This window comes from Citrobacter sp. wls714 (assembly GCF_005281025.1).
In the GTDB taxonomy this organism is placed as follows: domain Bacteria; phylum Pseudomonadota; class Gammaproteobacteria; order Enterobacterales; family Enterobacteriaceae; genus Citrobacter; species Citrobacter werkmanii.
Genome location: NZ_SZWZ01000105.1, coordinates 176,988 through 202,821 on the forward strand (window position 1 = coordinate 176,988; position 25,834 = coordinate 202,821).

General features: G+C 52.4%; 27 protein-coding genes and 2 tRNA genes. 7 read left to right on the forward strand and 22 right to left on the reverse strand.

What is annotated here, in order from left to right:
• Positions 1–8: 8 nt before the first annotated feature.
• The 3 genes from nusA to FDX11_RS23965 form a co-directional block, all read right to left on the reverse strand.
• Positions 9–1,496: a transcription termination factor NusA gene (gene nusA, locus FDX11_RS23955; protein WP_042311270.1), complete on the reverse strand. Its 1,488-nt coding sequence runs from the start codon at positions 1,494–1,496 to the stop codon at positions 9–11.
• 28 nt (positions 1,497–1,524) lie between these two features.
• Positions 1,525–1,977 (reverse strand): ribosome maturation factor RimP, encoded by a 453-nt coding sequence (gene rimP, locus FDX11_RS23960; protein ID WP_003024996.1) that lies wholly within the window; start codon positions 1,975–1,977, stop codon positions 1,525–1,527.
• 207 nt (positions 1,978–2,184) lie between these two features.
• Positions 2,185–2,261, reverse strand: a tRNA-Met gene (locus tag FDX11_RS23965).
• 334 nt (positions 2,262–2,595) lie between these two features.
• Here FDX11_RS23965 and argG point away from each other — a divergent pair.
• A complete protein-coding gene (argG, locus tag FDX11_RS23970) occupies positions 2,596–3,939 on the forward strand; it encodes an argininosuccinate synthase (protein ID WP_079225934.1) in 1,344 nt (447 codons plus the stop codon).
• Between the two features lie 196 nt (positions 3,940–4,135).
• Here the strand turns inward: argG and FDX11_RS23975 are convergent.
• From FDX11_RS23975 to FDX11_RS23985, 3 genes are all read right to left on the reverse strand, one after another.
• A tRNA-Leu gene (locus FDX11_RS23975) sits at positions 4,136–4,222 on the reverse strand.
• Positions 4,223–4,231: 9 nt separating this feature from the next.
• Positions 4,232–4,564 (reverse strand): preprotein translocase subunit SecG, encoded by a 333-nt coding sequence (gene secG, locus FDX11_RS23980; RefSeq protein WP_006687886.1) that lies wholly within the window; start codon positions 4,562–4,564, stop codon positions 4,232–4,234.
• Positions 4,565–4,731: 167 nt separating this feature from the next.
• Positions 4,732–5,625: a LysR family transcriptional regulator gene (locus FDX11_RS23985; protein WP_137398638.1), complete on the reverse strand. Its 894-nt coding sequence runs from the start codon at positions 5,623–5,625 to the stop codon at positions 4,732–4,734.
• A 148-nt stretch (positions 5,626–5,773) separates the two neighbouring features.
• Between FDX11_RS23985 and iadA the strand changes: the two genes are divergently transcribed.
• Together iadA and dcuC are read left to right on the forward strand one after the other, a co-directional pair.
• A complete protein-coding gene (iadA, locus tag FDX11_RS23990; protein ID WP_137398639.1) occupies positions 5,774–6,907 on the forward strand; it encodes a beta-aspartyl-peptidase in 1,134 nt (377 codons plus the stop codon).
• Between the two features lie 10 nt (positions 6,908–6,917).
• Positions 6,918–8,381, forward strand: a complete 1,464-nt coding sequence (gene dcuC / locus FDX11_RS23995; RefSeq protein WP_137398640.1) for a C4-dicarboxylate transporter DcuC — start codon at positions 6,918–6,920, stop codon at positions 8,379–8,381.
• A 47-nt stretch (positions 8,382–8,428) separates the two neighbouring features.
• Here dcuC and glmM read toward each other — a convergent pair whose 3' ends face one another.
• The 4 genes from glmM to rlmE form a co-directional block, all read right to left on the reverse strand.
• Positions 8,429–9,766: a phosphoglucosamine mutase gene (gene glmM, locus FDX11_RS24000; protein WP_079225931.1), complete on the reverse strand. Its 1,338-nt coding sequence runs from the start codon at positions 9,764–9,766 to the stop codon at positions 8,429–8,431.
• The gene (gene folP, locus FDX11_RS24005; RefSeq protein WP_042311280.1) at positions 9,759–10,607 is read right to left on the reverse strand and encodes a dihydropteroate synthase; all 849 of its coding nucleotides are present in this window, start codon (positions 10,605–10,607) and stop codon (positions 9,759–9,761) included. Before folP ends, glmM begins: the two co-directional genes overlap by 8 nt.
• Before the next feature lie 99 nt (positions 10,608–10,706).
• Positions 10,707–12,641: an ATP-dependent zinc metalloprotease FtsH gene (gene ftsH, locus FDX11_RS24010; RefSeq protein WP_003025013.1), complete on the reverse strand. Its 1,935-nt coding sequence runs from the start codon at positions 12,639–12,641 to the stop codon at positions 10,707–10,709.
• 99 nt (positions 12,642–12,740) lie between these two features.
• On the reverse strand, positions 12,741–13,370 hold the full coding sequence (rlmE, locus tag FDX11_RS24015) for a 23S rRNA (uridine(2552)-2'-O)-methyltransferase RlmE (RefSeq protein ID WP_006687879.1): 630 nt from the start codon (positions 13,368–13,370) through the stop codon (positions 12,741–12,743).
• 125 nt (positions 13,371–13,495) lie between these two features.
• On the opposite strand from rlmE, the gene yhbY reads away from it, so the two are divergent.
• Positions 13,496–13,789: a ribosome assembly RNA-binding protein YhbY gene (gene yhbY / locus FDX11_RS24020; RefSeq protein ID WP_003025016.1), complete on the forward strand. Its 294-nt coding sequence runs from the start codon at positions 13,496–13,498 to the stop codon at positions 13,787–13,789.
• 153 nt (positions 13,790–13,942) lie between these two features.
• On the opposite strand, the gene greA is transcribed toward yhbY, so the two are convergent.
• A complete protein-coding gene (gene greA, locus FDX11_RS24030) occupies positions 13,943–14,419 on the reverse strand; it encodes a transcription elongation factor GreA (protein ID WP_003025019.1) in 477 nt (158 codons plus the stop codon).
• 248 nt (positions 14,420–14,667) lie between these two features.
• On the opposite strand from greA, the gene dacB reads away from it, so the two are divergent.
• On the forward strand, positions 14,668–16,101 hold the full coding sequence (gene dacB, locus FDX11_RS24035) for a serine-type D-Ala-D-Ala carboxypeptidase (RefSeq protein WP_137398641.1): 1,434 nt from the start codon (positions 14,668–14,670) through the stop codon (positions 16,099–16,101).
• Positions 16,102–16,175: 74 nt separating this feature from the next.
• Here the strand turns inward: dacB and cgtA are convergent, their stop codons facing one another.
• The 4 genes from cgtA to rplU all read right to left on the reverse strand — a co-directional run bounded on the left by cgtA (position 16,176) and on the right by rplU (position 19,045).
• On the reverse strand, positions 16,176–17,348 hold the full coding sequence (gene cgtA, locus FDX11_RS24040; RefSeq protein WP_038634240.1) for an Obg family GTPase CgtA: 1,173 nt from the start codon (positions 17,346–17,348) through the stop codon (positions 16,176–16,178).
• A 15-nt stretch (positions 17,349–17,363) separates the two neighbouring features.
• On the reverse strand, positions 17,364–18,329 hold the full coding sequence (locus FDX11_RS24045) for a DMT family transporter (protein WP_006687874.1): 966 nt from the start codon (positions 18,327–18,329) through the stop codon (positions 17,364–17,366).
• Between the two features lie 127 nt (positions 18,330–18,456).
• Positions 18,457–18,714, reverse strand: a complete 258-nt coding sequence (gene rpmA / locus FDX11_RS24050) for a 50S ribosomal protein L27 (protein WP_003025030.1) — start codon at positions 18,712–18,714, stop codon at positions 18,457–18,459.
• 19 nt (positions 18,715–18,733) lie between these two features.
• Positions 18,734–19,045, reverse strand: coding sequence for a 50S ribosomal protein L21 (gene rplU, locus FDX11_RS24055; RefSeq protein WP_003025032.1), 312 nt, complete (start codon positions 19,043–19,045; stop codon positions 18,734–18,736).
• Between the two features lie 258 nt (positions 19,046–19,303).
• On the opposite strand from rplU, the gene ispB reads away from it, so the two are divergent.
• Positions 19,304–20,275, forward strand: coding sequence for an octaprenyl diphosphate synthase (gene ispB / locus FDX11_RS24060; protein ID WP_003025033.1), 972 nt, complete (start codon positions 19,304–19,306; stop codon positions 20,273–20,275).
• A 224-nt stretch (positions 20,276–20,499) separates the two neighbouring features.
• Entirely contained in the window at positions 20,500–20,784 is a 285-nt protein-coding gene (gene sfsB / locus FDX11_RS24065; protein ID WP_042311284.1) for a DNA-binding transcriptional regulator SfsB, read from the forward strand.
• 56 nt (positions 20,785–20,840) lie between these two features.
• Here the strand turns inward: sfsB and murA are convergent, their stop codons facing one another.
• The 7 genes from murA to mlaF all read right to left on the reverse strand — a co-directional run bounded on the left by murA (position 20,841) and on the right by mlaF (position 25,689).
• Complete coding sequence (murA, locus tag FDX11_RS24070; protein WP_006687871.1) at positions 20,841–22,100, reverse strand: UDP-N-acetylglucosamine 1-carboxyvinyltransferase; 1,260 nt, start codon at positions 22,098–22,100, stop codon at positions 20,841–20,843.
• Positions 22,101–22,153: 53 nt separating this feature from the next.
• Positions 22,154–22,408, reverse strand: coding sequence for a BolA family iron metabolism protein IbaG (gene ibaG, locus FDX11_RS24075; RefSeq protein WP_032940719.1), 255 nt, complete (start codon positions 22,406–22,408; stop codon positions 22,154–22,156).
• A gap of 169 nt (positions 22,409–22,577) precedes the next feature.
• Complete coding sequence (gene mlaB / locus FDX11_RS24080) at positions 22,578–22,871, reverse strand: lipid asymmetry maintenance protein MlaB (RefSeq protein WP_042311286.1); 294 nt, start codon at positions 22,869–22,871, stop codon at positions 22,578–22,580.
• On the reverse strand, positions 22,871–23,506 hold the full coding sequence (gene mlaC, locus FDX11_RS24085; RefSeq protein WP_038634253.1) for a phospholipid-binding protein MlaC: 636 nt from the start codon (positions 23,504–23,506) through the stop codon (positions 22,871–22,873). The genes mlaB and mlaC overlap by 1 nt, the downstream gene beginning before the upstream one ends.
• Positions 23,507–23,524: 18 nt before the next feature.
• Positions 23,525–24,082 (reverse strand): outer membrane lipid asymmetry maintenance protein MlaD, encoded by a 558-nt coding sequence (gene mlaD / locus FDX11_RS24090; protein ID WP_047026392.1) that lies wholly within the window; start codon positions 24,080–24,082, stop codon positions 23,525–23,527.
• A 4-nt stretch (positions 24,083–24,086) separates the two neighbouring features.
• On the reverse strand, positions 24,087–24,869 hold the full coding sequence (gene mlaE, locus FDX11_RS24095; RefSeq protein ID WP_061382521.1) for a lipid asymmetry maintenance ABC transporter permease subunit MlaE: 783 nt from the start codon (positions 24,867–24,869) through the stop codon (positions 24,087–24,089).
• Positions 24,870–24,876: 7 nt separating this feature from the next.
• The gene (gene mlaF, locus FDX11_RS24100) at positions 24,877–25,689 is read right to left on the reverse strand and encodes a phospholipid ABC transporter ATP-binding protein MlaF (protein ID WP_003828749.1); all 813 of its coding nucleotides are present in this window, start codon (positions 25,687–25,689) and stop codon (positions 24,877–24,879) included.
• Positions 25,690–25,834: the final 145 nt, after the last annotated feature.

A 25,834-nucleotide genomic window follows, 5' to 3' on the forward strand; every position in this document is an offset into this window, starting at 1 on the left:
ACAGTTTATTACGCTTCATCACCGAACCAGCAAATATTACGGGCAGCCATAATCAGCTCACCGGCTTTTTCGTCGGTCAACCCTTCGATATCAGCCAGATCATCAATGCCCTGTTCGGCGAGATCTTCCAGCGTACAAACACCACGGGCAGCCAGTTTAAAGGCCATATCGCGATCCAATCCTTCCAGATTCAGCAGATCGTCAGCCGGTTTGTTATCACCGAGGCTTTCTTCCTGGGCCAGTGCCAGAGTGGTCAGTGCGTTTTTAGCACGCTCGCGCAGCGCTTCAACGGTCTGTTCATCGAGGCCGTCAATTTCCAGCAGTTCTTTCATTGGCACGTAGGCCAGTTCTTCCAGCGTCGCAAAACCTTCTTCCACCAGTACTGTCGCGAAATCTTCATCGATATCGAGATATTTGGTGAAGGTATCGATGGCTGCATGTGCTTCAGCCTGATGCTTCGCTTGCAGGTCATCAACGGTCATTACGTTGAGTTCCCAACCGCTCAGTTGTGAAGCCAGGCGGACGTTCTGACCGTTACGTCCAATCGCCTGAGCCAGGTTACCGGCTTCAACCGCGATATCCATGGTGTGTTTGTCTTCATCCACCACGATAGAAGCGACATCTGCTGGCGCCATTGCGTTAATCACGAACTGCGCCGGGTTATCATCCCACAGGACGATATCGATACGCTCGCCGCCCAGTTCGGTAGAGACCGCCTGAACGCGCGCACCGCGCATACCCACACACGCGCCGACCGGATCAATACGCTTGTCGTTGGTCTTAACGGCGATTTTCGCACGAGAGCCAGGATCGCGAGCAGCCGCTTTAATTTCAATCACTTCTTCGCCAATTTCTGGCACTTCAATGCGGAACAGCTCAACCAGCATTTCCGGTTTGGAACGGGTTACGAACAGTTGCGCACCGCGCGCTTCCGGGCGCACAGAGTACAGAACGCCACGAATACGGTCGCCAGGGCGGAAGTTTTCACGCGGCAGCATGTCTTCACGCAGGATCACGGCTTCAGCATTGCTGCCCAGATCCAGGGAAATGTTGTCACGGTTAACTTTTTTCACCACACCAGTAACGATTTCGCCTTCGTGTTCGCGGAACTGATCAACAACCATTGCGCGTTCAGCTTCACGTACTTTCTGTACGATAACCTGTTTCGCAGTCTGGGTGGTGATACGGTCAAAGGTGACAGATTCAATCTGATCTTCAACATAGTCGCCCACGTTCAGGCTTTCGTCTTCGAAGCGTGCCGCTTCCAGCGTAATTTCTTTAGTTGGCTGGGTAACTTCTTCTACGATTACCCAACGACGGAAGGTATCGAAATCACCGCTTTTACGATCGATTTCTACGCGGACGTCGATCTCTTGCTCATATTTTTTCTTTGTTGCTGTAGCCAGCGCACTTTCCAGCGCTTCAAAAATTTTCTCGCGTGGCAGCGCTTTTTCGTTGGATACGGCTTCAACAACAGCCAAAATTTCTTTGTTCATCGCGGGCTTTTCACCTCAATCCAGACTGTTAAAAGTGGGGAACCAGGTTCGCCTTCTGGATATTACTCAGCGCGAACACTTCATCTTTACCTTCGACTGTGACCGTGATCATCTCACCGTCCACCGCTTTGATAACGCCCTGCCATTTACGACGGTTTTGTACCGCCATACGAAGAACCAGCGTGACTTCTTCCCCCAGGAAACGCACGTAGTGTTCAGCAGTGAACAGAGGACGGTCGAGACCCGGCGAGGAAACTTCCAGGTTATAGGCAACGGTGATTGGGTCTTCGACATCCATCACGGCGCTTACCTGATGGCTCACATCAGCACAATCATCAACATTGATGCCATCTTCACTATCAATATAGATGCGCAGTGTGGATGTGCGACCGCGAATAAATTCGATGCCGACCAGTTCGTAGCCCAGAGCTTCAACCGGTGCTGTAATCATCTCTGTTAATTTTTGCTCTAATGTGGACAAGCCCACCCCCAAGACATAAAAAAAGGGCCTAAAGCCCAGTTATTCTGTAGTCAGATAACAAAAAACCCCGATAAATCGGGGCTTTAGATAACTGAACCCTATAACCGCACCTGCGGTTCGGAGAACCTTCCGAAAGAATTTTTTTCAAATCCAGCTACGAAGGCCTAAGTCTTCACAGTATATTTGAAAAAGAACTCTAAGGGAAAGTGGTTGCGGGGGCCGGATTTGAACCGACGACCTTCGGGTTATGAGCCCGACGAGCTACCAGGCTGCTCCACCCCGCGCCTGAAACGTGGCAAATTTTACTCGTTTTGGGTAAAAAATGCAAATACTGCTGGGATTTGGTACCGAGGACGGGACGTAAAATCTGCGCACAGTATATTGATTCACTATGCGTTATGTCAACCTTGTTACGACTATGCAAATCAATGAATGCCTACCAGCGCATCTCCAGCAAGATAAATATGCCATCCGCGCCGCTATTTAACGAAATTGTCACTAAACTCTTCCTGTCATCCAGAAAAGATGATTAAATGAAAACTCATTTATTTTGCATAAAAATGCATTTAGTATAATAAGCCGACCTCTTCACCAGTCTATCAAGCAGGGTTTTATTTTATGACGACGATTCTCAAGCATCTCCCGGTAGGTCAACGTATTGGTATCGCTTTTTCCGGCGGCCTGGACACCAGTGCAGCACTGCTGTGGATGCGACAAAAAGGGGCTGTCCCATATGCATATACTGCGAATTTGGGCCAGCCGGATGAGGATGACTATGACAGCATTCCTCGCCGTGCAATGGAATATGGTGCTGAGAATGCTCGCCTGGTAGATTGCCGCAAGCAGCTGGTTGCCGAAGGGATCGCTGCCATTCAGTGCGGCGCCTTCCACAACACCACCGGTGGCCTGACCTATTTCAACACCACTCCGCTGGGCCGCGCCGTTACCGGCACCATGCTGGTTGCCGCCATGAAAGAAGATGGCGTGAACATCTGGGGTGACGGCAGCACCTATAAAGGCAACGATATTGAACGTTTCTATCGTTACGGCCTGCTGACCAACGCGGAACTGCAGATTTACAAACCATGGCTGGATACCGATTTTATCGATGAACTGGGTGGTCGCCATGAGATGTCCGAATTTATGATCGCCTGCGGTTTCGACTACAAAATGTCTGTCGAGAAAGCGTACTCCACTGACTCCAATATGCTCGGCGCGACCCACGAAGCGAAAGACCTCGAGTTCCTGAACTCCAGCGTCAAGATCGTCAACCCGATTATGGGCGTGAAGTTCTGGGACGAGAGCGTGAAGATCCCGGCGGAAGAAGTGACCGTACGCTTTGAACAGGGTCATCCGGTAGCGCTAAACGGTAAAACCTTCAGCGATGATGTAGAAATGATGCTGGAAGCCAACCGCATCGGCGGTCGTCACGGTCTGGGCATGAGCGATCAGATTGAAAACCGTATTATTGAAGCGAAAAGCCGTGGCATCTATGAAGCCCCGGGGATGGCGCTGCTGCACATCGCTTACGAGCGTCTGCTGACCGGTATCCATAACGAAGACACCATTGAGCAATATCACTCTCATGGTCGTCAGTTGGGCAAACTGCTGTATCAGGGCCGTTGGTTCGACTCGCAGGCATTGATGCTGCGTGACGGTCTGCAGCGTTGGGTCGCCAGCCAGATCACCGGCGAAGTGACGCTGGAGCTGCGCCGCGGCAACGACTACTCGATCCTCAATACCGTGTCCGACAACCTGACCTATAAGGCTGAGCGTCTGACCATGGAGAAAGGCGAGTCAGTATTCTCACCTGACGATCGTATCGGCCAGCTGACCATGCGTAATCTGGACATCACCGATACCCGCGAGAAGCTGTTCGGCTACGCGAAAGCCGGTCTGTTGACCGCCTCTTCAACGACCGGCCTGCCGCAGGTTGAGAATCTGGAAAACAAAGCGAAGTAAACATTTAGCATTCTAAGGCCGCGAAAGCGGCCTTTTTTATGCGCGGAATATAAGGTGTCTATAGGCCTGATAAACGTAGCGCCATCAGGCGTTGTAATAATGCCGGATGGCGGCGTAAACGCCTTATCCGACCTACAGACAACCATAAATAACAGACGAAAAAAAAGACGCTTTGCAGCGTCTTTTTTTTGGAATTTGGTACCGAGGATGGGACTCGAACCCACAAGCCCGTTAGGGCACTACCACCTCAAGGTAGCGTGTCTACCAATTCCACCACCTCGGTACAGAATACTTAGTGTGGGATATCGCTGGTCGGCTGAGCCGGAGCAGCTGGCTGAGTTTGCTCGGTTTTCGCCGGTGCGCTCAGATTTTCCCACTCACTTCCTTTATTGGTCTTATTGCTGTTCATGTTACCCAGCACCAGACTGATGATGAAGAACAAGGTTCCCAATACAGCTGTCATACGGGTCATGAAGTTACCAGAACCACTTGAACCAAACAGAGTACCAGAAGCGCCTGCGCCAAAAGAGGCTCCCATATCAGCGCCTTTACCTTGCTGCAGCATGATCAAGCCTACCAGGCCAATTGCCACAATAAGGAAAACTACTAAAAGAGCTTCGTGCATAATCAACCTGTTCCTTGCGGAGTTGCCGCGTACAATGCTTCGACCATTAAAGCGGGAATGTTTACTGTTTCCCACTGAAGCGGGTGTGAATACTAACCAAAGCGAATAACCTTCGCAAGGGCAATTTGTTAGCATTGTATCAACTGCGGAAAAAATCGCCATATCAATCAAAAACGCAGCAATTTCTCCCAGCATCTCTGCATGACTGCGCGTTGATCGTCAAGGTTAGCCCATACCACAACGGGGATTTCACAAATCAGATCGCCATTTTCTGGCCAACAGTGAATAACTTGCTGATTCACCAACTCTTCCGCCACCATTGATTCGGGTAACCATGCCATTCCCATTTGGCGCAGCACCATTTCGCGTATCGTTTCACTTAAACCGCTCTCAAAGACTTTTTTCAGGCGCGGACGGACGCGTTGTTCTGCCGGCTCAATAATGCGTCTGACAAAGGTATAGTCGCTGTAGCAGAGCCACGGAATAGACACCTGCGGATCGTCAAGCGTATCCGCCAGCTGTGCAGAAATAACCGGAATAAATCGTTCATATCGCCATAGCGAACGTCTTAATCCGCCGGCGATCTCCAGCCCCGGCTGCGCTGACGGTAAGTCGTATGTCACCAGCAAATCAATCTGCCGGTCAATCAGCGCATTAAAGTGATTGTCTATCCCCTGAATACTGGCATTTACCGTGAAATTGAGCTGTGGTTCACTCTGGCGTAAATAGTTGATCATATCCGGCAGGATATTGACCGACAGCGTATGCAGACTGACCATGACCAGCGTGTTATCCGTTGCGGGCGACATCGCCGATAGCTCGTGGCGCGCCTCTGTTAACGTACTGAGGACGTGTCGGGCATAGGGCTCAAAACGTTCACCATAGCGCGTCAGCGTGACGGGAGTCGTGGTCCGATCAAACAATGGCACGCCAAGCACCTCTTCCAGAGCTTTAATACGCCGACTGAGTGCAGGTTGAGTAATATGCCGCTGCGCAGCGGCTTGAGAGTAATTTCCATGCTGACTCAACGCCAGAAAATCTTCCAGCCACTTACAATCCACGTTTAACTCTCCACCATGCCATAACCGCATCCTCCAATAACAAATCGGTAATAGTCATAGATATAGTAATGGCTTTATGGTGAGCGTCATAACAACAATATTCCGTTTCACCTGCCGACTCTCACCCTCGACGTTTGACAGGACCGATATGTTTACTTTACTGACCAATGCCCGTGTTTTTTCCCCTGAGGATTTAGGCCTCTGCTCCCTGCTTATTCATGCCGACCGAATTGTGGCGATAGAAAAAGATATTTCACTCTTTGATGGCGTCAAAGAGGTCATCGATTGTCGGGGTAAATGGGTTATCCCTGGTATCATCGATCAGCATGTCCATCTTACCGGTGGCGGCGGGGAAGCCGGGTTTGCCAGTCGGACGCCAGCCGTCAAGCTGCGCGATCTGATTCAGGCGGGCATTACCACGGTCGTCGGCGTGTTGGGTACCGACGCTATTTCTCGCTCACCGAAAGATCTCTACGCCAAAATGCAGTCCCTTAATCTCGAAGGACTGCGTGCGTTTATGCACACGGGAGCCTACGCGGTACCCAGCCCGACCATTACGCGATCCATCCGCGATGACATGGCATTTATTCCGGCGATTCTTGGCGTAAAAATCGCGCTCGCCGATCACCGCGGTTCGTATCCCTCTTTCCAGGAATTGCTGAGAATAGTCAGCGATATCCGCGTCTCTTCCTTACTGGCCGGGAAAAAAGGGCTGTTGCATGTCCACCTGGGGAATCTACCGGAAGGGATGTCGCAACTGCTTGAGCTGTGTGATGCAGGCATTCCGATTCACCACATTTCGCCGACGCATGTGGCGAGAACAGAACCCTTGTTCGAACAGGCGATTGCTTTCGCCCATCGCGGCGGCCATATCGACGTTACGTCTGGCGGCAGCCGCTTTACACCTCAGGAGCAGGCGATCCTCCACGCCCTGGAAGCGCAGGTTCCGGCCGAGCGCATCACGATCAGTTCTGATGGCAATGGCAGCGTACCGCGCTTTAACGCTCAGGGTATCGTGGAGGGTTTAAGCGCGGCGCCGGTCGCAGGTAACCTTAACCTGCTTCCCCGCCTGATTGATGTGGGAATTCCGGTGTCTCAGGCGATCGCCATGTTGACGGCAAACGTCGCACGCTCGCTGGGTATTTCCGGCGGTGTGCTCAGCGCCGGGGAACGTGCCGATATCTGCGTACTTAATGATGACCTCTCGCTGGCCCATCTGTTTGCTGCGGGTAAACCGTTGCTGCGCGATGGCGAGTGCCTGGTCACCGGCAACTTTGAGTGAGGAGGCGAGAATGTCATTATTACTGGCGCTAATCGCCATTATCTTTGCCGGACGTCTGATTCTCAAAAAGTATCATCCCCAGTCAGTACTGCTGTTGACCGGGATTATACTCCTGCTGATCGCGCATTTTAGTGGCATGACGACACTCAGTAGCCTGGTGAAAAAAAGCACCGGCTTTGGCCCCTTCGACGCCTTTGAATTTATTCGCGATACCCTGAGCGTGCGTCTCGGCGGCCTCGGGCTGCAAATTATGTTGATTGGTGGCTTCGCTACCTATATGTCGGCCATTGGCGCAAGCCAGGTGCTGGTTCGGGTGACGTCTCGTCCGTTGCAGCGTCTGAACTCGCCTTATCTGCTGTTGGGACTGGCGCTGCTGCTGGGTCAATTCCTGTCGCTGTTTATCAGCAGCGCTACCGGACTGGGCCTGTTGTTAATGGCGACGCTTTACCCACTGCTGACCCGACTGGGCTGCAGTCGCGCCGCCGTTGCCGCCGTTATCGCCAGTACCTGTGCGGTTGAGTTTGGTCCCGGTTCCGGCAACTCAGTTCTCGCCGCCAAAACCGCAGGTATCGAGGTCGTGAACTATTTCGTGCAGGATCAGTTGCCGATCGTTGTCCCCGTTATCCTTTTCATCGCGCTGCTGCATATTGTTGTGCAACGCTTTTTCGATCGTCGGGAAAGCGGTGACAATGCGGCTCAGCAGATGCAGACATTAACGTCGACCGAAGAAGCCGACGCCCCGATCGCCTGGCTGTTTTTGCCCATGCTGCCGCTGGTGTTGATGCTGGTGTGCAGCGATTTAGTGTTCAGCTCGCTCAAAATTACGCTGGATACCGCCGTACTGATAAGTCTGGCCATTACGCTGGTTTGTGAGTATGGACGTCATCGTAAAGCCCGGGAAGTCATGGCTGGCGTACAAAAGGTTTTCGACAGCATGGGCAGCGTTTTTGCCACCGTGGTGACGCTGATTATCGCCGGTGAAGTTTTTTCTGCCGGACTGAAAGCCATTGGCGCCGTCGACGCACTGCTGTCGCTTTCCGGTGAATTTGGTCTCAGCGCCGCCTCAATTATCCTGTTGATGACACTTATCACCTTTGCGATTTCAGCACTGATGGGTTCCGGAAATGCGGCATTTTTCTCCTTCGCCCCAATGGTGCCGGACATCAGCCGCCATATCGGCAGCGATATCGCAGTGATGATGCTACCTATCCAGATATCAGCGGGTATTGGTCGTACGTTATCTCCCATTGCTGGCGTCATCATTGCCATCGCGGGCATTGCCGGCGTATCGCCAGTAGATATTGTCAAGCGCACCGCGATCCCGATGCTCGGGGGTTGGCTACTAATGATTGCGCTGACTTTTGCCCGGTCAGGGCATTTACTGGCGGTTCTGCCGTGGCTGGCAGTCCTTGTACTGCTGATGCTCGGGGGGTATTTCTGGCAACGCCGACGTAAACAGCCGCTGGCGGTATAGTAAAAAAAGCCGGAGTCTCAGACTCCGGCTCTCACTGTCTTCAGTGTTTACGCCGCTTTCACTGCATCAGCAATACGGTGGGCGAATTCAGTTACCTGCGCCTCGTCTTCACCTTCAACCATCACACGAATTAATGGTTCAGTACCAGACTTACGCAACAGGACGCGTCCACGATTACCCAGCGCCGCTTCCACGTCTGCCATCACCGCTTTCACATTGTCATTTTCCAGCGGATCGCCGCTACCTGCGGTATAACGAACGTTAACCAGCAGCTGCGGGAACATTTTCATGCCGCTGCACAGGTCGTGCAAACTCATATGATTGCGCACCATCGCGGTCAGCACCTGCAGACCTGCCACGATACCGTCACCGGTGGTGGTTTTATCCAGCAGGATCACATGGCCTGAGTTTTCCGCACCGATACTCCAGCCTTTTTCCTGCATTTTTTCCAGGACATAGCGGTCACCGACTTTCGCACGGGCAAACGGAATACCCAACTGTTTCAACGCCAGCTCAAGGCCCATGTTGCTCATCAGCGTGCCTACCGCGCCACCGCGGAGTTGTCCCTGACGCAGCGCTTCACGGGCGATGATATACATGATTTGGTCACCGTCGACCTTATTGCCTTCGTGGTCGACCATGATCACGCGGTCTCCGTCGCCGTCCAGCGCGATACCCAGATCGGCTTTTTCTGCGATCACGCGCGCCTGCAGGGCACGGACGTCGGTAGCGCCGACCTCTTCATTGATGTTAACGCCGTTTGGCTCACAACCAATAGCGATAACATTGGCGCCCAACTCACGCAGTACATTTGGCGCAATGTGATACGTCGCACCGTTAGCGCAATCCACCACAATTTTAAGCTCGCTCAGGCTCAGTTCATTCGGGAAGGTGCCTTTGCAAAACTCGATATAGCGACCGGCGGCATCGACGATACGGGTGGCTTTACCCAGCTCAGCCGAATCCACGCAGGTGATCGCTTTTTCCATCTCGGCTTCTATGGCCTCTTCAACCGCATCCGGCAGTTTGGTGCCGTCGATAGAGAAAAATTTGATCCCGTTGTCATAGTACGGGTTGTGCGAAGCGGAGATAACGATCCCGGCTTCCGCACGGAAAGCACGCGTCAGATAAGCAACGGCAGGTGTTGGCATTGGGCCAGTGAAAGAGGCAGAAAGACCTGCGGCAGCCAGGCCCGCTTCCAGCGCAGATTCCAGCATATAGCCGGAAATACGCGTATCTTTACCGATGATAATTTTTCGTGAACCATGACGTGCCAGCACTTTTCCTGCCGCCCACCCCAGTTTGAGCACAAAGTCAGGGGTAATTGGGGTGTCGCCTACGCGACCACGGATCCCATCAGTGCCAAAATATTTACGATTACTCATAGCGTTTGTTTTCCTTTGCAGACAATGTGGCTTCCACCACACGCATCGCTTCTACGGTTTCTTTGACGTCATGGACACGAACGATCTGCGCCCCCTGCATTGCGGCAATCACCGCGCACGCAAGACTCCCGCTCAGGCGTTCGGATGGCCCCACATTCAGCAGTTGACCAACCATTGATTTTCGTGACATTCCAACCAGCAGCGGCAGATCAAAATGATGAAACTCAGCCAGGCGCGCCAGTAATGTGTAGTTGTGGGTGAGATTTTTACCGAATCCGAATCCCGGGTCGAGCAACAATTTATCTTTTGTGATTCCGGCTCGTTCACAACGTGCTATTTGCTCAACAAAGTAACGATTTACCTCAGCGAACACATCCTCGTACTTTGGTGCTTCCTGCATGGTTTTCGGTTGCCCCTGCATATGCATCAGACACACCGGCAGTCCGGTTTCCGCGGCGGCTTCCAGCGCCCCGGGTTCCGAGAGTGAACGAATGTCATTAATGATATGTGCGCCGACCCGCGCGCATTCGCGAATCACTTCGGGTTTTGAGGTATCGACGGAAATCCATACTTCAAAACGTTGAGCAATCGCCTCCACCACGGGGATCACTCGTTGCAGCTCTTCTTCCACGCTCACATCAGCAGCGCCCGGACGCGTGGACTCCCCCCCCACATCAATGATAGTCGCCCCAGCGTTAATCATCAGATTTGCGTGTTTTACCGCCTCAACCAGAGAGTTGTGCGCCCCGCCATCGGAAAAAGAATCTGGCGTAACGTTTAAAATCCCCATGACGTGAGGATGGCTGAGATCCAGTGAAGAACCCTGAGCAAAGAGTTTCATAGTTTTATCCCTGGTAAAAATCTTGAGTATGCAGATAAGAAAAACCCCGGAGCAAGCCCCAGGGTTTTCAATTAAAACACGGTCATCATCAACGATAACTTATTTGTCGCCCAGTTGCTCTGACATGGTGCCAGAGTCCGGCGCACGTGGTTCATCAACCGGACGCGGCGCGCTCGGCTTGCCGGTGCTGCCAGAGTTGTTGTTAGAAGAACCCGGTTCTTCCCAACCCGCTGGCGGACGCACGTCGCGGCGAGCCATCAGATCATCAATCTGCGGTGCATCGATGGTCTCATATTTCATGAGCGCATCTTTCATCGAGTGCAGAATGTCCATGTTTTCGTTCAGCAGACGACGCGCACGGTCATAGTTACGCTCAATCAGCAGCTTAACTTCCTGATCGATAATACGAGCCGTTTCATCGGACATATGTTTAGCTTTCGCAACAGAACGTCCCAGGAACACTTCGCCTTCTTCTTCAGCGTACAGCAGCGGACCGAGTTTATCGGAGAAGCCCCACTGAGTAACCATGTTACGTGCCAGGTTAGTCGCGACTTTGATGTCGTTCGACGCACCGGTAGAAACATGTTCAGCACCGTAGATGATCTCTTCCGCCAGACGACCGCCATACAGCGTGGAGATCTGGCTTTCCAGCTTCTGACGGCTGGCGCTAATTGCGTCGCCTTCAGGCAGGAAGAAGGTCACACCCAGCGCACGACCGCGTGGGATAATCGTTACTTTGTGTACCGGATCGTGTTCCGGCACAAGGCGACCGATAATCGCGTGGCCAGCTTCGTGATACGCGGTAGATTCTTTCTGCGCTTCCGTCATCACCATGGAGCGGCGTTCCGCACCCATCATGATTTTGTCTTTCGCTTTCTCGAACTCAACCATCGACACCACGCGCTTGTTGCCGCGAGCAGCAAACAGCGCCGCTTCGTTCACCAGGTTCGCGAGGTCCGCACCGGAGAAGCCAGGGGTACCACGGGCAATGATTGCCGCATCGATATCCGGAGACAGTGGTACGCGACGCATATGCACTTTCAGGATCTGTTCACGACCGCGAACGTCCGGCAGACCAACCACAACCTGACGGTCGAAACGGCCTGGACGCAGCAGCGCAGGGTCAAGAACGTCCGGACGGTTAGTTGCCGCGATAACGATGATACCTTCGTTACCTTCGAAGCCGTCCATCTCAACCAGCATCTGGTTCAGCGTCTGCTCACGTTCATCGTGACCACCGCCCAGACCAGCGCCACGCTGGCGGCCTACGGCGTCGATTTCATCGATGAAGATGATGCACGGTGCCGCTTTCTTGGCCTGTTCGAACATGTCACGCACACGAGATGCACCAACACCCACGAACATTTCCACGAAATCAGAACCGGAAATTGTAAAGAATGGAACCTTCGCTTCACCGGCGATAGCTTTCGCCAACAAGGTTTTACCGGTACCCGGAGGACCGACCATCAGGACGCCTTTCGGGATTTTACCGCCCAACTTCTGGAAACGGCTCGGTTCGCGCAGGTATTCAACCAGCTCAGCAACCTCTTCCTTCGCTTCGTCACAACCCGCAACGTCAGCAAACGTGGTTTTGATCTGATCTTCCGTCAGCATGCGCGCTTTGCTCTTACCGAACGACATGGCGCCTTTGCCACCACCGCCCTGCATTTGACGCATGAAGAAGATCCAGACACCAATCAGCAGCAGCATTGGGAACCAGGAAATGAAGATAGAAGCCAGCAGGCTCGGCTCTTCAGGCGGTTCACCGACAACCTTGACGTTTTTGGTCAGCAGGTTATCAAGCAGCTTCGGATCGTTAACCGGAATGTAGGTCGTGTAACGGTTACTATCTTTCTTGGTAACGTTAATCTCACGTCCGTTGATCTTCGCTTCACGAACCTGGTCCTGATTGACCTCTTGCAGGAAGGTAGAGTAATCAACCTTACGGCCATTAGACTCGCTGGGCCCAAAGCTCTGGAATACTGACATCAGCACAACGGCAATGACCAGCCAGAGAATTAGGTTTTTCGCCATGTCACTCAAGGGATTAACCTCATATTACAACTGTGTTAAAAACAGCGTCAGGATACTCTATATCCAGTTTCTTTCAAACTTTCGTTTGAAATCTACCGGTTATGGTTTACGCCCGGTCGCTACAATATACACTTCACGCGAACGGGCGCGAGAAGAGTCCGGCTTACGAACTTTGACCTTCGTAAACAGGGAGCGAATCTCTCTTAGATACTCATCGAAGCCTTCGCCCTGGAACACCTTCACTACAAAACTACCACCTGGCGCTAAAACATCTCGAGCCATTCCAAGCGCCAGCTCTACCAGATACATGGCCCGGGGAATATCCACCGCCGGTGTTCCACACATATTTGGCGCCATATCAGACATGACAACTTGTACTTTACTGTCACCTACGCGTTCAAGTAACGCTTGCAGGACTAATTCATCACGAAAGTCGCCCTGAAGGAAGTCCACACCAACGATTGGATCCATAGGTAAAAGATCGCAAGCGATAATGCGGCCGCTGTTGCCGATCTGCGTAACCGCATATTGCGACCAGCCACCCGGTGCAGCGCCGAGATCAACAATCGTCATCCCCGGTTTAAAAATTTTGTCACTTTGCTGTATTTCATCAAGTTTAAACCAGGCACGGGAACGTAACCCCTTTTTCTGCGCCTGTTGAACATATTTATCGCTAAAGTGTTCCTGAAGCCAGCGACTCGAGCTGGCAGAACGCTTTTTACCTGTCATTTCACATTCCCAAAGGGCAGTTCATCGTAACCAATGGTGTAAATTTCTACACAGCTATTTGGTGATATATGGGAGATGGCGGTAGAATGACCCGTTTTCAATCCCAACGTAAGCAAAAATATACGATGAATCTGAGTACTAAACAAAAACAGCACCTGAAAGGTCTGGCACATCCGCTCAAGCCGGTAGTTATGCTTGGCAATAATGGTTTGACCGAAGGGGTACTGGCCGAGATTGAACAAGCGCTAGAGCACCATGAACTTATCAAGGTGAAAATCGCCTCGGAAGATCGCGATACCAAAACCTTGATCGTGGAAGCTATCGTACGCGAAACCGGCGCCTGCAATGTACAGGTCATCGGCAAAACGCTGGTACTGTATCGCCCGACTAAAGAACGTAAAATCTCGCTGCCACGCTAAGAATATCCCAAAGTCGCACACGAAGTTTGTGTAAAACGCGGGGTTTTCCGCTAGCAGGAGAGCAAAATGCCACGCTCTCTTCGTTGATAAAAGGCCGCTATGCGGCCTTTTTCCTTTCTTTACAATGTATCAACATCTTAACCAAGATGCGAATTACAGGTATTCGACCTTCGTTACTTCATATTCAACTTCACCGCCCGGCGTTTTGATAACGACGACGTCATCCTGCTCTTTGCCAATCAGGCCACGAGCAATAGGCGAGTTCACTGAAATCAGGTTCTGTTTAAAATCAGCTTCATCATCACCAACAATACGCCAGGTCTGCTCTTCGTCATTATCGAGATTCAGAACGGTAACCGTCGCGCCGAAAACAACACGACCATTGTTCGGCATTTTTGTGACGTCAATCACCTGCGCATTGGACAGTTTAGCTTCGATATCTTTAATGCGTCCTTCGCAGAATCCCTGCTGTTCGCGAGCCGCGTGATACTCCGCGTTCTCTTTCAGGTCACCGTGTTCACGCGCTTCCGCGATAGCGGCGATAATTTCAGGACGGCGCACAGATTTCAGAAAATCCAGCTCTTCGCGCAGTTTTTCAGCACCACGTAAGGTCATCGGGATAGCTTGCATTTGTTATACCTCTTGAACATTCCTGTAGGGGGCGATGGTTCTCACCCCGGCTGCTAAGCCCACCCTGGCATACGCCATGCCAGAGTCAGAAGCAAAAAAATACCGACCCGGGGCTCAAGGTCCCAGGTCAGCTACAATTCTCTATTTGATGATCATTTTACCCTGGAGTTCCCTATGGGTCATCGTTTACTTTTTAGGGCGTTGCGCCGTAGTATGACGACCTGTTTCCAGGTTGTTAGCGCGAGATTATGCGATTTCCCAGATTTACCATTGGATTGACTGCCAGTATAGCGTTCAGCGTTCAGGCTGCGAATGTCGACGAATACATCAACCAGCTTCCTGCCGGGGCCAACCTCGCCCTTATGGTACAGAAGGTTGGCGCACCTGCACCCGCTATTGATTTTCATAGCCAGCAGATGGCGCTCCCCGCCAGTACCCAGAAAGTGATCACCGCGCTGGCGGCGTTGATTCAGCTCGGGCCTGACTTCCGTTTTACCACCACGCTTGAGACGAAAGGCAACGTGGAAGGCGGCATCTTGAAAGGCGACTTAGTGGCGCGATTTGGTGCCGATCCGACGCTAAAACGCCAGGATGTTCGCAATATGGTGACGACCCTGAAAAAATCGGGTGTGACGCAAATTGCCGGAAATGTTCTGATCGACACCTCTATTTTCGCCAGTCATGATAAAGCCCCCGGTTGGCCCTGGAACGACATGACGCAATGTTTTAGCGCCCCGCCAGCCGCAGCCATTGTCGATCGCAACTGTTTCTCGATTTCGCTCTACAGCGCGCAAAAACCGAACGATCTGGCATTTATTCGCGTGGCATCCTACTACCCGGTCACCATGTTCAGCCAGGTGCGAACCCTCGCGCGTGGCTCTGCCGAAGCGCAATATTGTGAACTGGACGTGGTTCCAGGCGATCTCAACCGCTTCACGCTGACCGGATGCCTACCTCAACGCGCCGACCCGCTGCCGCTGGCGTTCGCCATTCAGGACGGTGCCAGCTATGCCGGGGCGATTATTAAAGATGAGCTAAAACAAGCGGGTATCACTTACAGCGGCACGCTGCTGCGCCAGACGCAGGTCAACGAACCGGGAACCGTGGTTGCCAGCAAACAGTCAGCGCCGCTGCATGACCTGCTTAAGATTATGCTGAAAAAATCAGACAACATGATCGCCGATACCGTTTTCCGCATGATTGGCCATGCACGATTTAACGTCCCGGGCACCTGGCGGGCAGGTTCCGATGCCGTACGCCAGATTTTGCGTCAGCAAGCGGGCGTTGATATCGGCAACACCATTATCGCCGACGGTTCTGGCCTCTCCCGCCATAACCTGATTGCCCCAGCGACCATGATGCAGGTGCTGCAATACATCGCACAGCACGATAACGAGCTGAACTTTATTACTATGCTGCCGCTGGCGGGGCATGACGGCTCCCTGCAATACCGTGCGGGCCTGCATCAGGCTGGCGTGGATGGCAAAGTATCGGCGAAGACAGGCTCGCTACAGGGCGTCTACAACCTCGCAGGCTTCATCACCACGGCAAGCGGTCAGCGCATGGCATTTGTGCAGTATCTGTCGGGTTATGCGGTAGAGCCGGCTGATCAGCGTAATCGTCGTATTCCGCTGGTTCGCTTTGAGAGCCGGTTGTACAAGGATATTTATCAGAATAACTGATAGAAAACGGGCCGCAAATGCGGCCCGTTGGCTTTTGTAGGCCGGATAAGCGTAAGCGCCATCCGGTTACGAGATTAACGTTTGTAGATGAACTCAACGCCTTCTTCGTCGTCTTCGTCCCAATCGTCATCCCAGTCATCTTCCGCTTCGTCTTCGACTTCAGCGAGCTGCTGGCGGTGATAATCATCCCACATGAACTCAACTTTCTCTGGCTGTTTTGCTTCTTCAGCCTGAACAATCGGGTTCTCAATGATAAAGGTCATCACATCCCAGCACAGATCCTTCACGCCCAACTGGCTGGCGGCGGAGATCAGGTAATATTTACCTTCCCAGCCCAGCGCTTCAGCGATCGCTTTCGCTTTCTCTTCCGCTTCGGCCTTGTCCAGCAAATCAATTTTGTTGAACACTAACCAGCGAGGTTTAGACGCCAGATCCTGACTGTATTTTTCCAGTTCGCCAATAATAATACGGGCGTTTTCTACCGGATCGGAGCCATCAATTGGATCGATATCGATGAGGTGCAGCAGCACGCGGCAACGTTCCAGGTGTTTCAGGAAGCGAATACCGAGGCCCGCGCCTTCAGCCGCGCCTTCAATCAGCCCCGGAATGTCAGCCACGACGAAGCTCTTTTCGTTATCCATACGTACCACGCCCAGGCTTGGTACCAGGGTGGTGAACGGATAATCGGCAACTTTCGGCTTCGCCGCGGATACCGCACGGATAAACGTCGATTTACCGGCATTTGGCATACCCAGCATACCGACATCCGCCAGCAGCATCAGTTCCAGCAACAGATCGCGCTTATCACCCGGTGTCCCCATCGTTTTCTGACGCGGAGTACGGTTGACCGAGGATTTGAAACGGGTGTTACCCAGGCCGTGCCAGCCGCCTTTAGCGACCATCAGACGCTGACCATGTTTCGTCATGTCGCCCATGGTTTCGCCGGTGCCCTGATCGATAACGCGCGTACCGACAGGCACTTTAATCGTAACGTCTTTACCGCGTTTACCGGTGCAATCGCGGCTCGCGCCATTCTGACCACGTTCCGCACGGAAAGATTTTTCAAAACGGTAATCGATCAGCGTGTTCAGGTTTTCGTCGGCTTCCATCCATACGTCGCCGCCATCACCGCCATCACCGCCGTCCGGGCCGCCTTTTGGAATATATTTTTCACGGCGGAAGCTCACGCAACCATTACCGCCATCACCTGCAACGACCAGAATCGATGCTTCATCAACAAACTTCATTTTACTCTCCGTAAATCATTCGCCTGAGCGGGGTTGCGAAACCACCGTTTCATGCTTACGTAAACCGCCCCAAATTCGATGACCAATGGCGGAATACATCGCGCCCGCAACCACGATAAACGCACCGAGATAACCTAAAAGGTTTAGCATCGGTCTGGCGAAGAAATCGGGCCAGGCCAGTGATAATAAATCTGAAAATAACAACGTAAACAGCGGGGTAAGCGTAATAATGGCGCTTACCTGTGCAGCCTGCCAACGCGCCATCGCTTCCGCGAGAGCGCCGTATCCCACCAGCGTATTCAGGCCACAGAATACCAGGCAGGCCAGCTGCCAGTCGCTGAGCTGCGTGATGACGCCGGGCTTAGCCAGCGGCAACAACGCTATCGTACATAAAGTGTACAGTAAAAACAGGATCTGCGGTGACGCCAGACGGCGCAATAACACCTTTTGCGCGACCCCATAGCTCACCCAAACCATCGCCGCACCGACACCAAAGATAACGCCCCAGGTGTAATCGGTGAGTCGGGTAAAAATTTCGATTAGACTGGTATTAAAAAACAGAACCAGGCCGCTCAGAAGCATAATGGCGCCAATCACCTGCGTGCCGCGCATCTTTTCTTTCAGGATAAAGACGCTTGCGATCATCATACCAACCGGTGACAGTTGGCCAATAACCTGCGAAGCCGTTGGGCTCAAGTATTGCAAAGATGAACTAAACAGAATGAAGTTACCGAACAGCCCACCGGTGGCTATTGCCAACAGCACCAACCAACGCGCTTTGCGAAAAATGCGCAACGGGGGGAGCTTTTTTTTAACCGCAAGGATAGCGCCAAGGCCAATACTTGCCATTAAAAAACGGTAGAACACCACGGTAGGAGGCTCCATCACCTCCAGCACTTGCTTCATTGCTATTGGCAAAGCGCCCCAACATATTGCAGTCGTGAGTGCTAACAGAATACCAATGCCTGCCTGCTGCTTCATGCCGTATTCCCTGCAAGGGCTCGTTTCCGGTTTATCACGGCGCGACGAGCATATTTACCGGCCGTCGAATGTAAAAAGCCCCGCAACGTGTTGCGGGGCTTTTATCCGTTACCGGGACGCGAAAAACTTATTCAGCAACGATGCTGATGAATTTACGGTTTTTCGGGCCTTTCACTTCAAATTTCACTTTACCGTCTGCTTTAGCAAACAAAGTGTGGTCTTTGCCGCAACCAACGTTGGAGCCAGCGTGGAATTTAGTACCACGTTGACGAACGATGATGCTACCAGCCAGAACTGTTTCACCGCCGAAGCGTTTTACGCCCAGACGTTTAGCTTCTGAATCGCGACCGTTACGAGTCGAGCCGCCAGCCTTTTTATGTGCCATTTAATCTGCTCCCCTTAACTTAAGCGCTGATGCCAGTGATTTTCACATCAGTGAACCACTGACGATGGCCCTGCTGCTTACGGTAGTGTTTACGACGACGAAACTTAACGATTTTAACTTTCTCGCCACGACCGTGAGCAACAACTTCAGCTTTGATAACGCCGCCATCAACGAAAGGAACGCCGATTTTGACTTCTTCACCGTTTGCGATCATCAGAACTTCAGCGAATTCAACAGATTCGCCAGTTGCGATGTCCAGCTTTTCCAGGCGAACGGTCTGACCTTCGCTTACTCGGTGTTGTTTACCACCACTTTGGAAAACCGCGTACATAAAAAACTCCGCTTCCGCGCACACCTTTTTGATGATTCAGAGTGCGCTATAAATATTCACAATAGGGCGCGAATATTACGCAAAACGCGAGCCTTTGACAAGTGCTACCGTCAATACATGAAGAAAAAAAACACAACACGTACGGTAACGTTTATCTACGGCGTTTTTTCAGTACAATCAGCATATATTTATAACCCTGAACCCGACGTTACCTCGCCATACAGTGAGGTAATCGGGGCGAGAAGCCCGGCTTTTGCGATGAATTTAGAAAAAATCAATGAGTTAACCGCGCAAGATATGGCGGGGGTCAATGCGACAATCCTTGAACAGCTCAATTCCGACGTCCAGTTGATCAATCAGTTAGGGTACTACATCGTGAGCGGCGGCGGAAAACGCATTCGCCCAATGATCGCAGTACTTGCAGCACGTGCCGTTGGTTACCAGGAAAATGCGCACGTTACGATTGCGGCTCTCATCGAGTTTATCCACACCGCAACCCTGCTGCATGACGATGTTGTGGATGAGTCTGATATGCGACGCGGAAAAGCCACAGCAAATGCGGCGTTTGGTAATGCGGCCAGCGTGCTGGTCGGCGATTTTATCTATACCCGCGCATTTCAGATGATGACCAGCCTCGGCTCGCTGAAAGTACTGGAAGTTATGTCGAAAGCGGTCAACGTCATCGCAGAAGGTGAAGTTCTGCAGTTGATGAACGTCAACGACCCGGACATCACCGAAGAAAACTATATGCGCGTCATCTACAGCAAGACGGCGCGTTTGTTTGAAGCCGCAGCCCAATGCTCAGGTATTCTGGCTGGCTGCAGCGAAGAACAAGAGAAAGGGTTGCAGGATTATGGCCGTTATCTCGGGACTGCGTTTCAGTTAATTGACGATTTACTGGATTACAGCGCAGATGGCGAGCAACTGGGTAAAAACGTCGGCGATGACCTTAACGAAGGTAAACCGACGCTACCGCTGCTGCATGCCATGCGCCACGGCACTCCAGAACAAGCGCAGATGATCCGCCAGGCCATTGAGCAAGGTAACGGTCGTCACCTTCTGGAGCCGGTTCTGGAAGCGATGAACGCCTGTGGCTCACTGGAGTGGACCCGACAGCGGGCGGAAGAAGAAGCCGATAAAGCCATCGCCGCGTTGCAGGTGTTGCCTGATACGCCATGGAGAGAAGCGCTGATTGGTCTGGCGCATATCGCCGTACAGCGCGACCGCTAATTCCCCTGCCCTCAATCCCCCATCATCCCGTGCCCCGCACGGGATATTCTTATAAATTCCTATAAATCTTTTCCACTTCCCAGTGTGTTACGCACAATCTTGGTATATTCCGAATATATACACACTTTACATGAACATTTTAGAATATTTGTTCTTTGGGAGTTATAGTGTCACCACAACCGATCGTGGAACCGTAAGTCATTAACCCAAGGAGAGATGAATTTATGGAAAGCAAGCTGATTGACTGGCATCCGGCCGACATCATCGCCGGGCTGCGCAAAAAAGGGACCTCAATGGCCGCTGAGTCACGTAAAAATGGATTGAGTTCATCAACGCTGGCAAATGCGTTAACACGACCATGGCCAAAAGGTGAGTTGATTATCGCCCAGGCACTGGGAACTGACCCTTGGGTGATTTGGCCGTCACGCTATCACGATGCGAAAACGCATGAATTCATCGACAGAACACGGATGATGAGGGGACCGAGAGGGAAAAAGAATCCTGAATGAACATTAAGCAGTAACCCCCGGCCCAAAGACCTGGGGGTTACAATAGGCGTTGATGATTACTCGCCTTTCACACGCTCAATGTTTGCGCCCAGCGCGCGCAGTTTATCTTCGATGCGCTCATAGCCGCGATCGATGTGATAAATACGATCGACCACCGTCGTACCTTCAGCAATACAACCTGCCAGCACTAAACTTGCAGATGCACGCAGATCGGTCGCCATCACCTGTGCGCCAGAGAGCGTTTCCACGCCGTGGCAAATCACGGTGTTGCTTTCAATTTCCGCGTGAGCGCCCATACGGCTCAGCTCAGGCACGTGCATGAAGCGGTTCTCAAACACGGTTTCCGTGATGAAGCCCGTCCCTTCTGCCACCAGGTTCAGCAGCGTGAACTGGGCCTGCATATCGGTCGGGAACGCCGGGTGCGGCGCAGTGCGCACATTGACCGCCTTCGGACGCTTGCCGTGCATGTCGAGGCTAATCCAGTCGTCGCCGACTTCGATATCCGCACCCGCATCACGCAGCTTCGCCAGGACGGCATCCAGCGTGTCCGGCTGTGCATTGCGGCAGATAATTTTGCCGCGAGAAATCGCCGCCGCCACCAGGAAAGTACCGGTTTCAATACGGTCTGGCAGAACGCGATAAACACCACCGCCGAGACGTTCAACGCCTTCGATGGTAATACGATCGGTGCCCTGGCCAGTGATCTTCGCGCCCAGCGTAATCAGGAAGTTCGCGGTATCGACGATCTCTGGCTCGCGCGCGGCGTTTTCGATGATAGTGGTGCCTTCAGCAAGTGTTGCCGCACACATAATAGTGACCGTCGCACCGACGCTCACTTTATCCATGACGATGTGCGCGCCTTTCAGACGACCATCAACGGACGCCTTCACATAGCCTTCTTCCAGCTTGATCGTCGCGCCTAACTGCTCCAGACCGGTAATGTGCAGGTCAACCGGACGCGCGCCGATGGTGCAACCACCCGGCAGTGAAACCTGACCCTGGCCAAAACGAGCAACCAACGGTCCGAGCGCCCAGATAGACGCACGCATGGTTTTTACCAGATCATACGGTGCACAGAAGACGTTAACGTCACGCGCATCAATGTGCACGGAACCATTACGCTCAACTTTCGCCCCCAACTGGCTCAGTAGCTTCATGGAGGTGTCAACGTCCTTCAGTTTCGGGACGTTTTGGATCTCTACAGGTTCTTCCGCCAGCAGCGCCGCAAAAAGGATCGGCAGTGCAGCGTTTTTAGCGCCTGAAATTGTGACTTCGCCCTGGAGCTTCGTTGGCCCCTGAACACGAAATTTATCCATTATTCTGTTCTCTGTTAAGAATTTATCTTCGCTACCGGCACATCACCCGTAGCTCAAAAACCGTTAAGTTTGCGATCACGCGCCCATTCCGCTGGGGTAAACGCTTTAATCGACAAAGCATGAATGCGGTTGTCCGCAATGTATTCCATCAACGGGCCATAGACCGATTGCTGTTTCTTGACCCGGCTCATGCCTTCAAACATCTCACCCACGGCAATAACCTGAAAGTGACTGCCGTCGCCAGAAACGTGGACTTCCTGGAGGGAGAGTGCATTCATCAGCACGCTCTGAATTTCATTATTTTCCATGGGCTCTTCATTCGTCAGATAGTGAAAACAGCCCAACATCTTAGAGCAAAGTGGCGCTGTCATAAATAAGCAAAAAGCCTCGCTGATAAATCAGACAAGGCTTTGGTGGCAGATCCCCTGTGATGGGGGTGCTGAATGTAGGCACAAGGCCTTATCCAGCCTGAAAAAATTAACGCGGAAGGACGTCGTCGGGCAGATTGTAAAGCTGCGCCAGCGTGTAAACTTTATCGTTAACGCCAGCGAGCGAAACGCTGTTCCCCTGCTGCTTGCCCTGATCGATCAAGTGCAGCAGTAACGCCAGACCACCGGTATCCACCCGGGAAACCTGGTTCAGGTCGATGCAAGTTACCCCTTGCATCGCCTCAACTCGTGCATCCCATAATGGATTTAACACGTCCTGATCCAGCTCTCCCACCAGCACCAGCTTGTCAGCTTCACGCATCCAGGTGAGTGACTGCGTCATTATTTTTTCTCTTCCAGGGTAATTTTCTGCTGAGAAATAGATTTCAGCTGTGCCGTCAGGCCATCGATACCTTTGGTACGCAGCAGATCGCTCCACTCATTCTGTTTGGTGGTGATCATACTTACGCCTTCGGCGATCATGTCATACGCCTGCCAGTTACCGGTTTGCGAGTTTTTACGCCACTGGAAATCCAGACGAACCGGAGGACGGCCATTCGGATCGATAATAGTCACGCGGATAGGCACGATGGTCGCATCACCCAGCGGCTGCTCAGGGGCAATCTGATAGGTCTGACCGTGGTACATTGCCAGCGCCTGACCGTAAGCCTGCTTCAGGTATTCACGAAAGGCGGCGAAATAGGCGTCACGCTGTGCCGGGGTCGCTTCTTTGTAGTAGCGGCCCAGGACCAGCGCACCGGCGTATTTAACCTGTACGTATGGCAACAATTCCTGATCGACAACATCGCGCAGGTAATCCGGGTTTGCGCGGATTTTAGGTTGCTCGTTTTTCAGGCGGTCAAAGGTCTTCTGCGCCGCCTCATTCATCAATTTGTACGGGTTAGTCTGATCCGCTGCGGTTGCCGCGCTAAGGGGGGCAATGATCAGCATTGCCACCATCATCAATCGTTTAAACATACGTCGATTCTCCTGAGATTATTTCGTTGCGCCCGCAGGCGTAGTGGCTTCATTATTGCCTTCAGTTGCGGCTGGCGCATCGCCAGAATTCTTATTGTCATCACCTTTACTGTTGCTGTTGTAAAGGAACTGACCAATCATGTCTTCCAGCACCATCGCGGATTTCGTGTCCTGAATCGTACCGCCATCTTTGAGGATAGACGTTCCCAGCTCAGGATCTTCAAAACCGACGTTCAATGCCAGATACTGCTCGCCCAGCAGGCCGGAAGTACGGATGCTCAGTGAACTGGTGTCTGGAATATGGTTAAAACGCGATTCGATTTCCAGCGTCACGCGCGGCAGATACGTTTTCGGATCTAACGAGATATCCGATACACGTCCAACCACCACCCCGCCAATCCGCACAGGAGAGCGTTCTTTCAGGCCGCCGATATTATCAAAGGTCGCATAAATCGTGTAAGTCGGCTCAGTACGCATTGAGGTAACATTCGCTGCTTTCAGGCAGACAAACAGCGCAGCCAGCAGCGCAACCAGTAAGAATAACCCGACCCAAATTTCATTTTTTTTCGTTTGCATGAACTCAATTCCCAAACATCAGTGCGGTGAGCACAAAATCCAGCCCCAGAACGGCGAGAGAGGCGTGCACAACGGTGCGTGTCGTTGCCCGGCTAATGCCGGCGGAGGTCGGGATCGCATCATAACCATTGAACAATGCAATCCAGGTGACCGTAATGGCGAACACCACGCTTTTAATCAGACAGTTGACCAGGTCCAGACGCCAGTCGACGGCATTTTGCATCGCCGACCAGAAAAAGCCTGCATCAATACCTTTCCAGCTTACGCCAACCAGCGAACCGCCCCAGATCCCTACCGCGACAAAAATAACTGTCAACAGCGGTAATGAAATGACACCAGCCCAAAAACGCGGAGAGATCACCCGACGCAGTGGATCGACGGCCATCATTTCCAGACTGGAGAGCTGTTCGGTTGCCCGCATCAGGCCAATCTCTGCGGTTAAGGCCGATCCGGCGCGCCCGGCAAACAGTAGCGCCGCAACAACCGGCCCCAGCTCACGTAACAATGACAGCGCCACCAGCATGCCAAGGCTGGTTTCCGCGCTGTAGGTCGTCAGAACCAGGTATCCCTGCAACCCCAGCACCATACCGATGAACACACCAGAAACAATAATGATCAGCATCGATAAGACACCGACATTATAGAGTTGGCGTATCAGCAACGGCGCATGTTTGCGAAACTCCGGCTTGCCAATAACCGCATTGAACAACATTAATCCGGCTCGCCCGAACGTCCTGAGGGTTTTAATCCCTCGATGTCCGAGTGATGCCAGCGCATTTAACAACATGGGTGGCTTAACTCCCTGTTTTGAGTAAATCGATGTGGTAGTCGCCCGCCGGGTAACGGAACGGAACCGGCCCATCAGCAATACCGTCAAGGAACTGACGTACGCGCGGGTCGGCATTTTCTTGCAGAGCCTGAGCACTACCGTAGGCCACTATTTTTTTGTCCGCCATAATATAGGCGTAATCTGCAATACTCAGCACCTCAGGCACATCATGGGACACCACCACACAGGTGACGCCCAGCGCACTATTCAGTTCCGAAATCAGTTTCACCAGCACGCCCATAGTAATGGGGTCCTGGCCGACGAACGGTTCGTCAAACATAATGAGGTCAGGTTCCAGCGCGATGGCGCGTGCTAACGCGGCGCGGCGTGCCATCCCACCGGATAATTCAGAAGGCATTAATTTTGCCGCGCCCCGCAGACCAACGGCCTCAAGCTTCATCATCACCGTGCTCTTCAGCAATGGCGCCGGCAACGTTGTATGCTCGCGTAGCGGATACGCGACGTTGTCAAACACGTTCATGTCGGTAAACAGCGCACCAGACTGAAACAGCATGCTCATGCGCTTACGTACGGTAAATAAACGCGAACGGGACATTGCCGGGACGTTTTCGCCGTCAAACAGGATCTCGCCCTTATCCGGAGGGATCTGTCCGCCAATCAGACGCAACAGCGTCGTTTTGCCGATGCCTGATGGCCCCATGATCGCCGTCACCTTACCGCGCGGTACCGTCAGGGAAATATTATCAAAGATGCAGCGGTCGCCTCGGGAAAAGCTGACATCGCGCATATCGACTAGATTCGCCACAGACTGCCCCATTGATTCATCCTTTACTATTGCCTCGTTGATCGAAGAGTTTGGCGCTCAATTTAGCCCTGAACCCAACATATTTACAGATTATTGCCTGTCCTGGTTAGCGAAAGCTGGCATTTGTTTTACTTTTTAGCCGCATAAAGTCAAAATT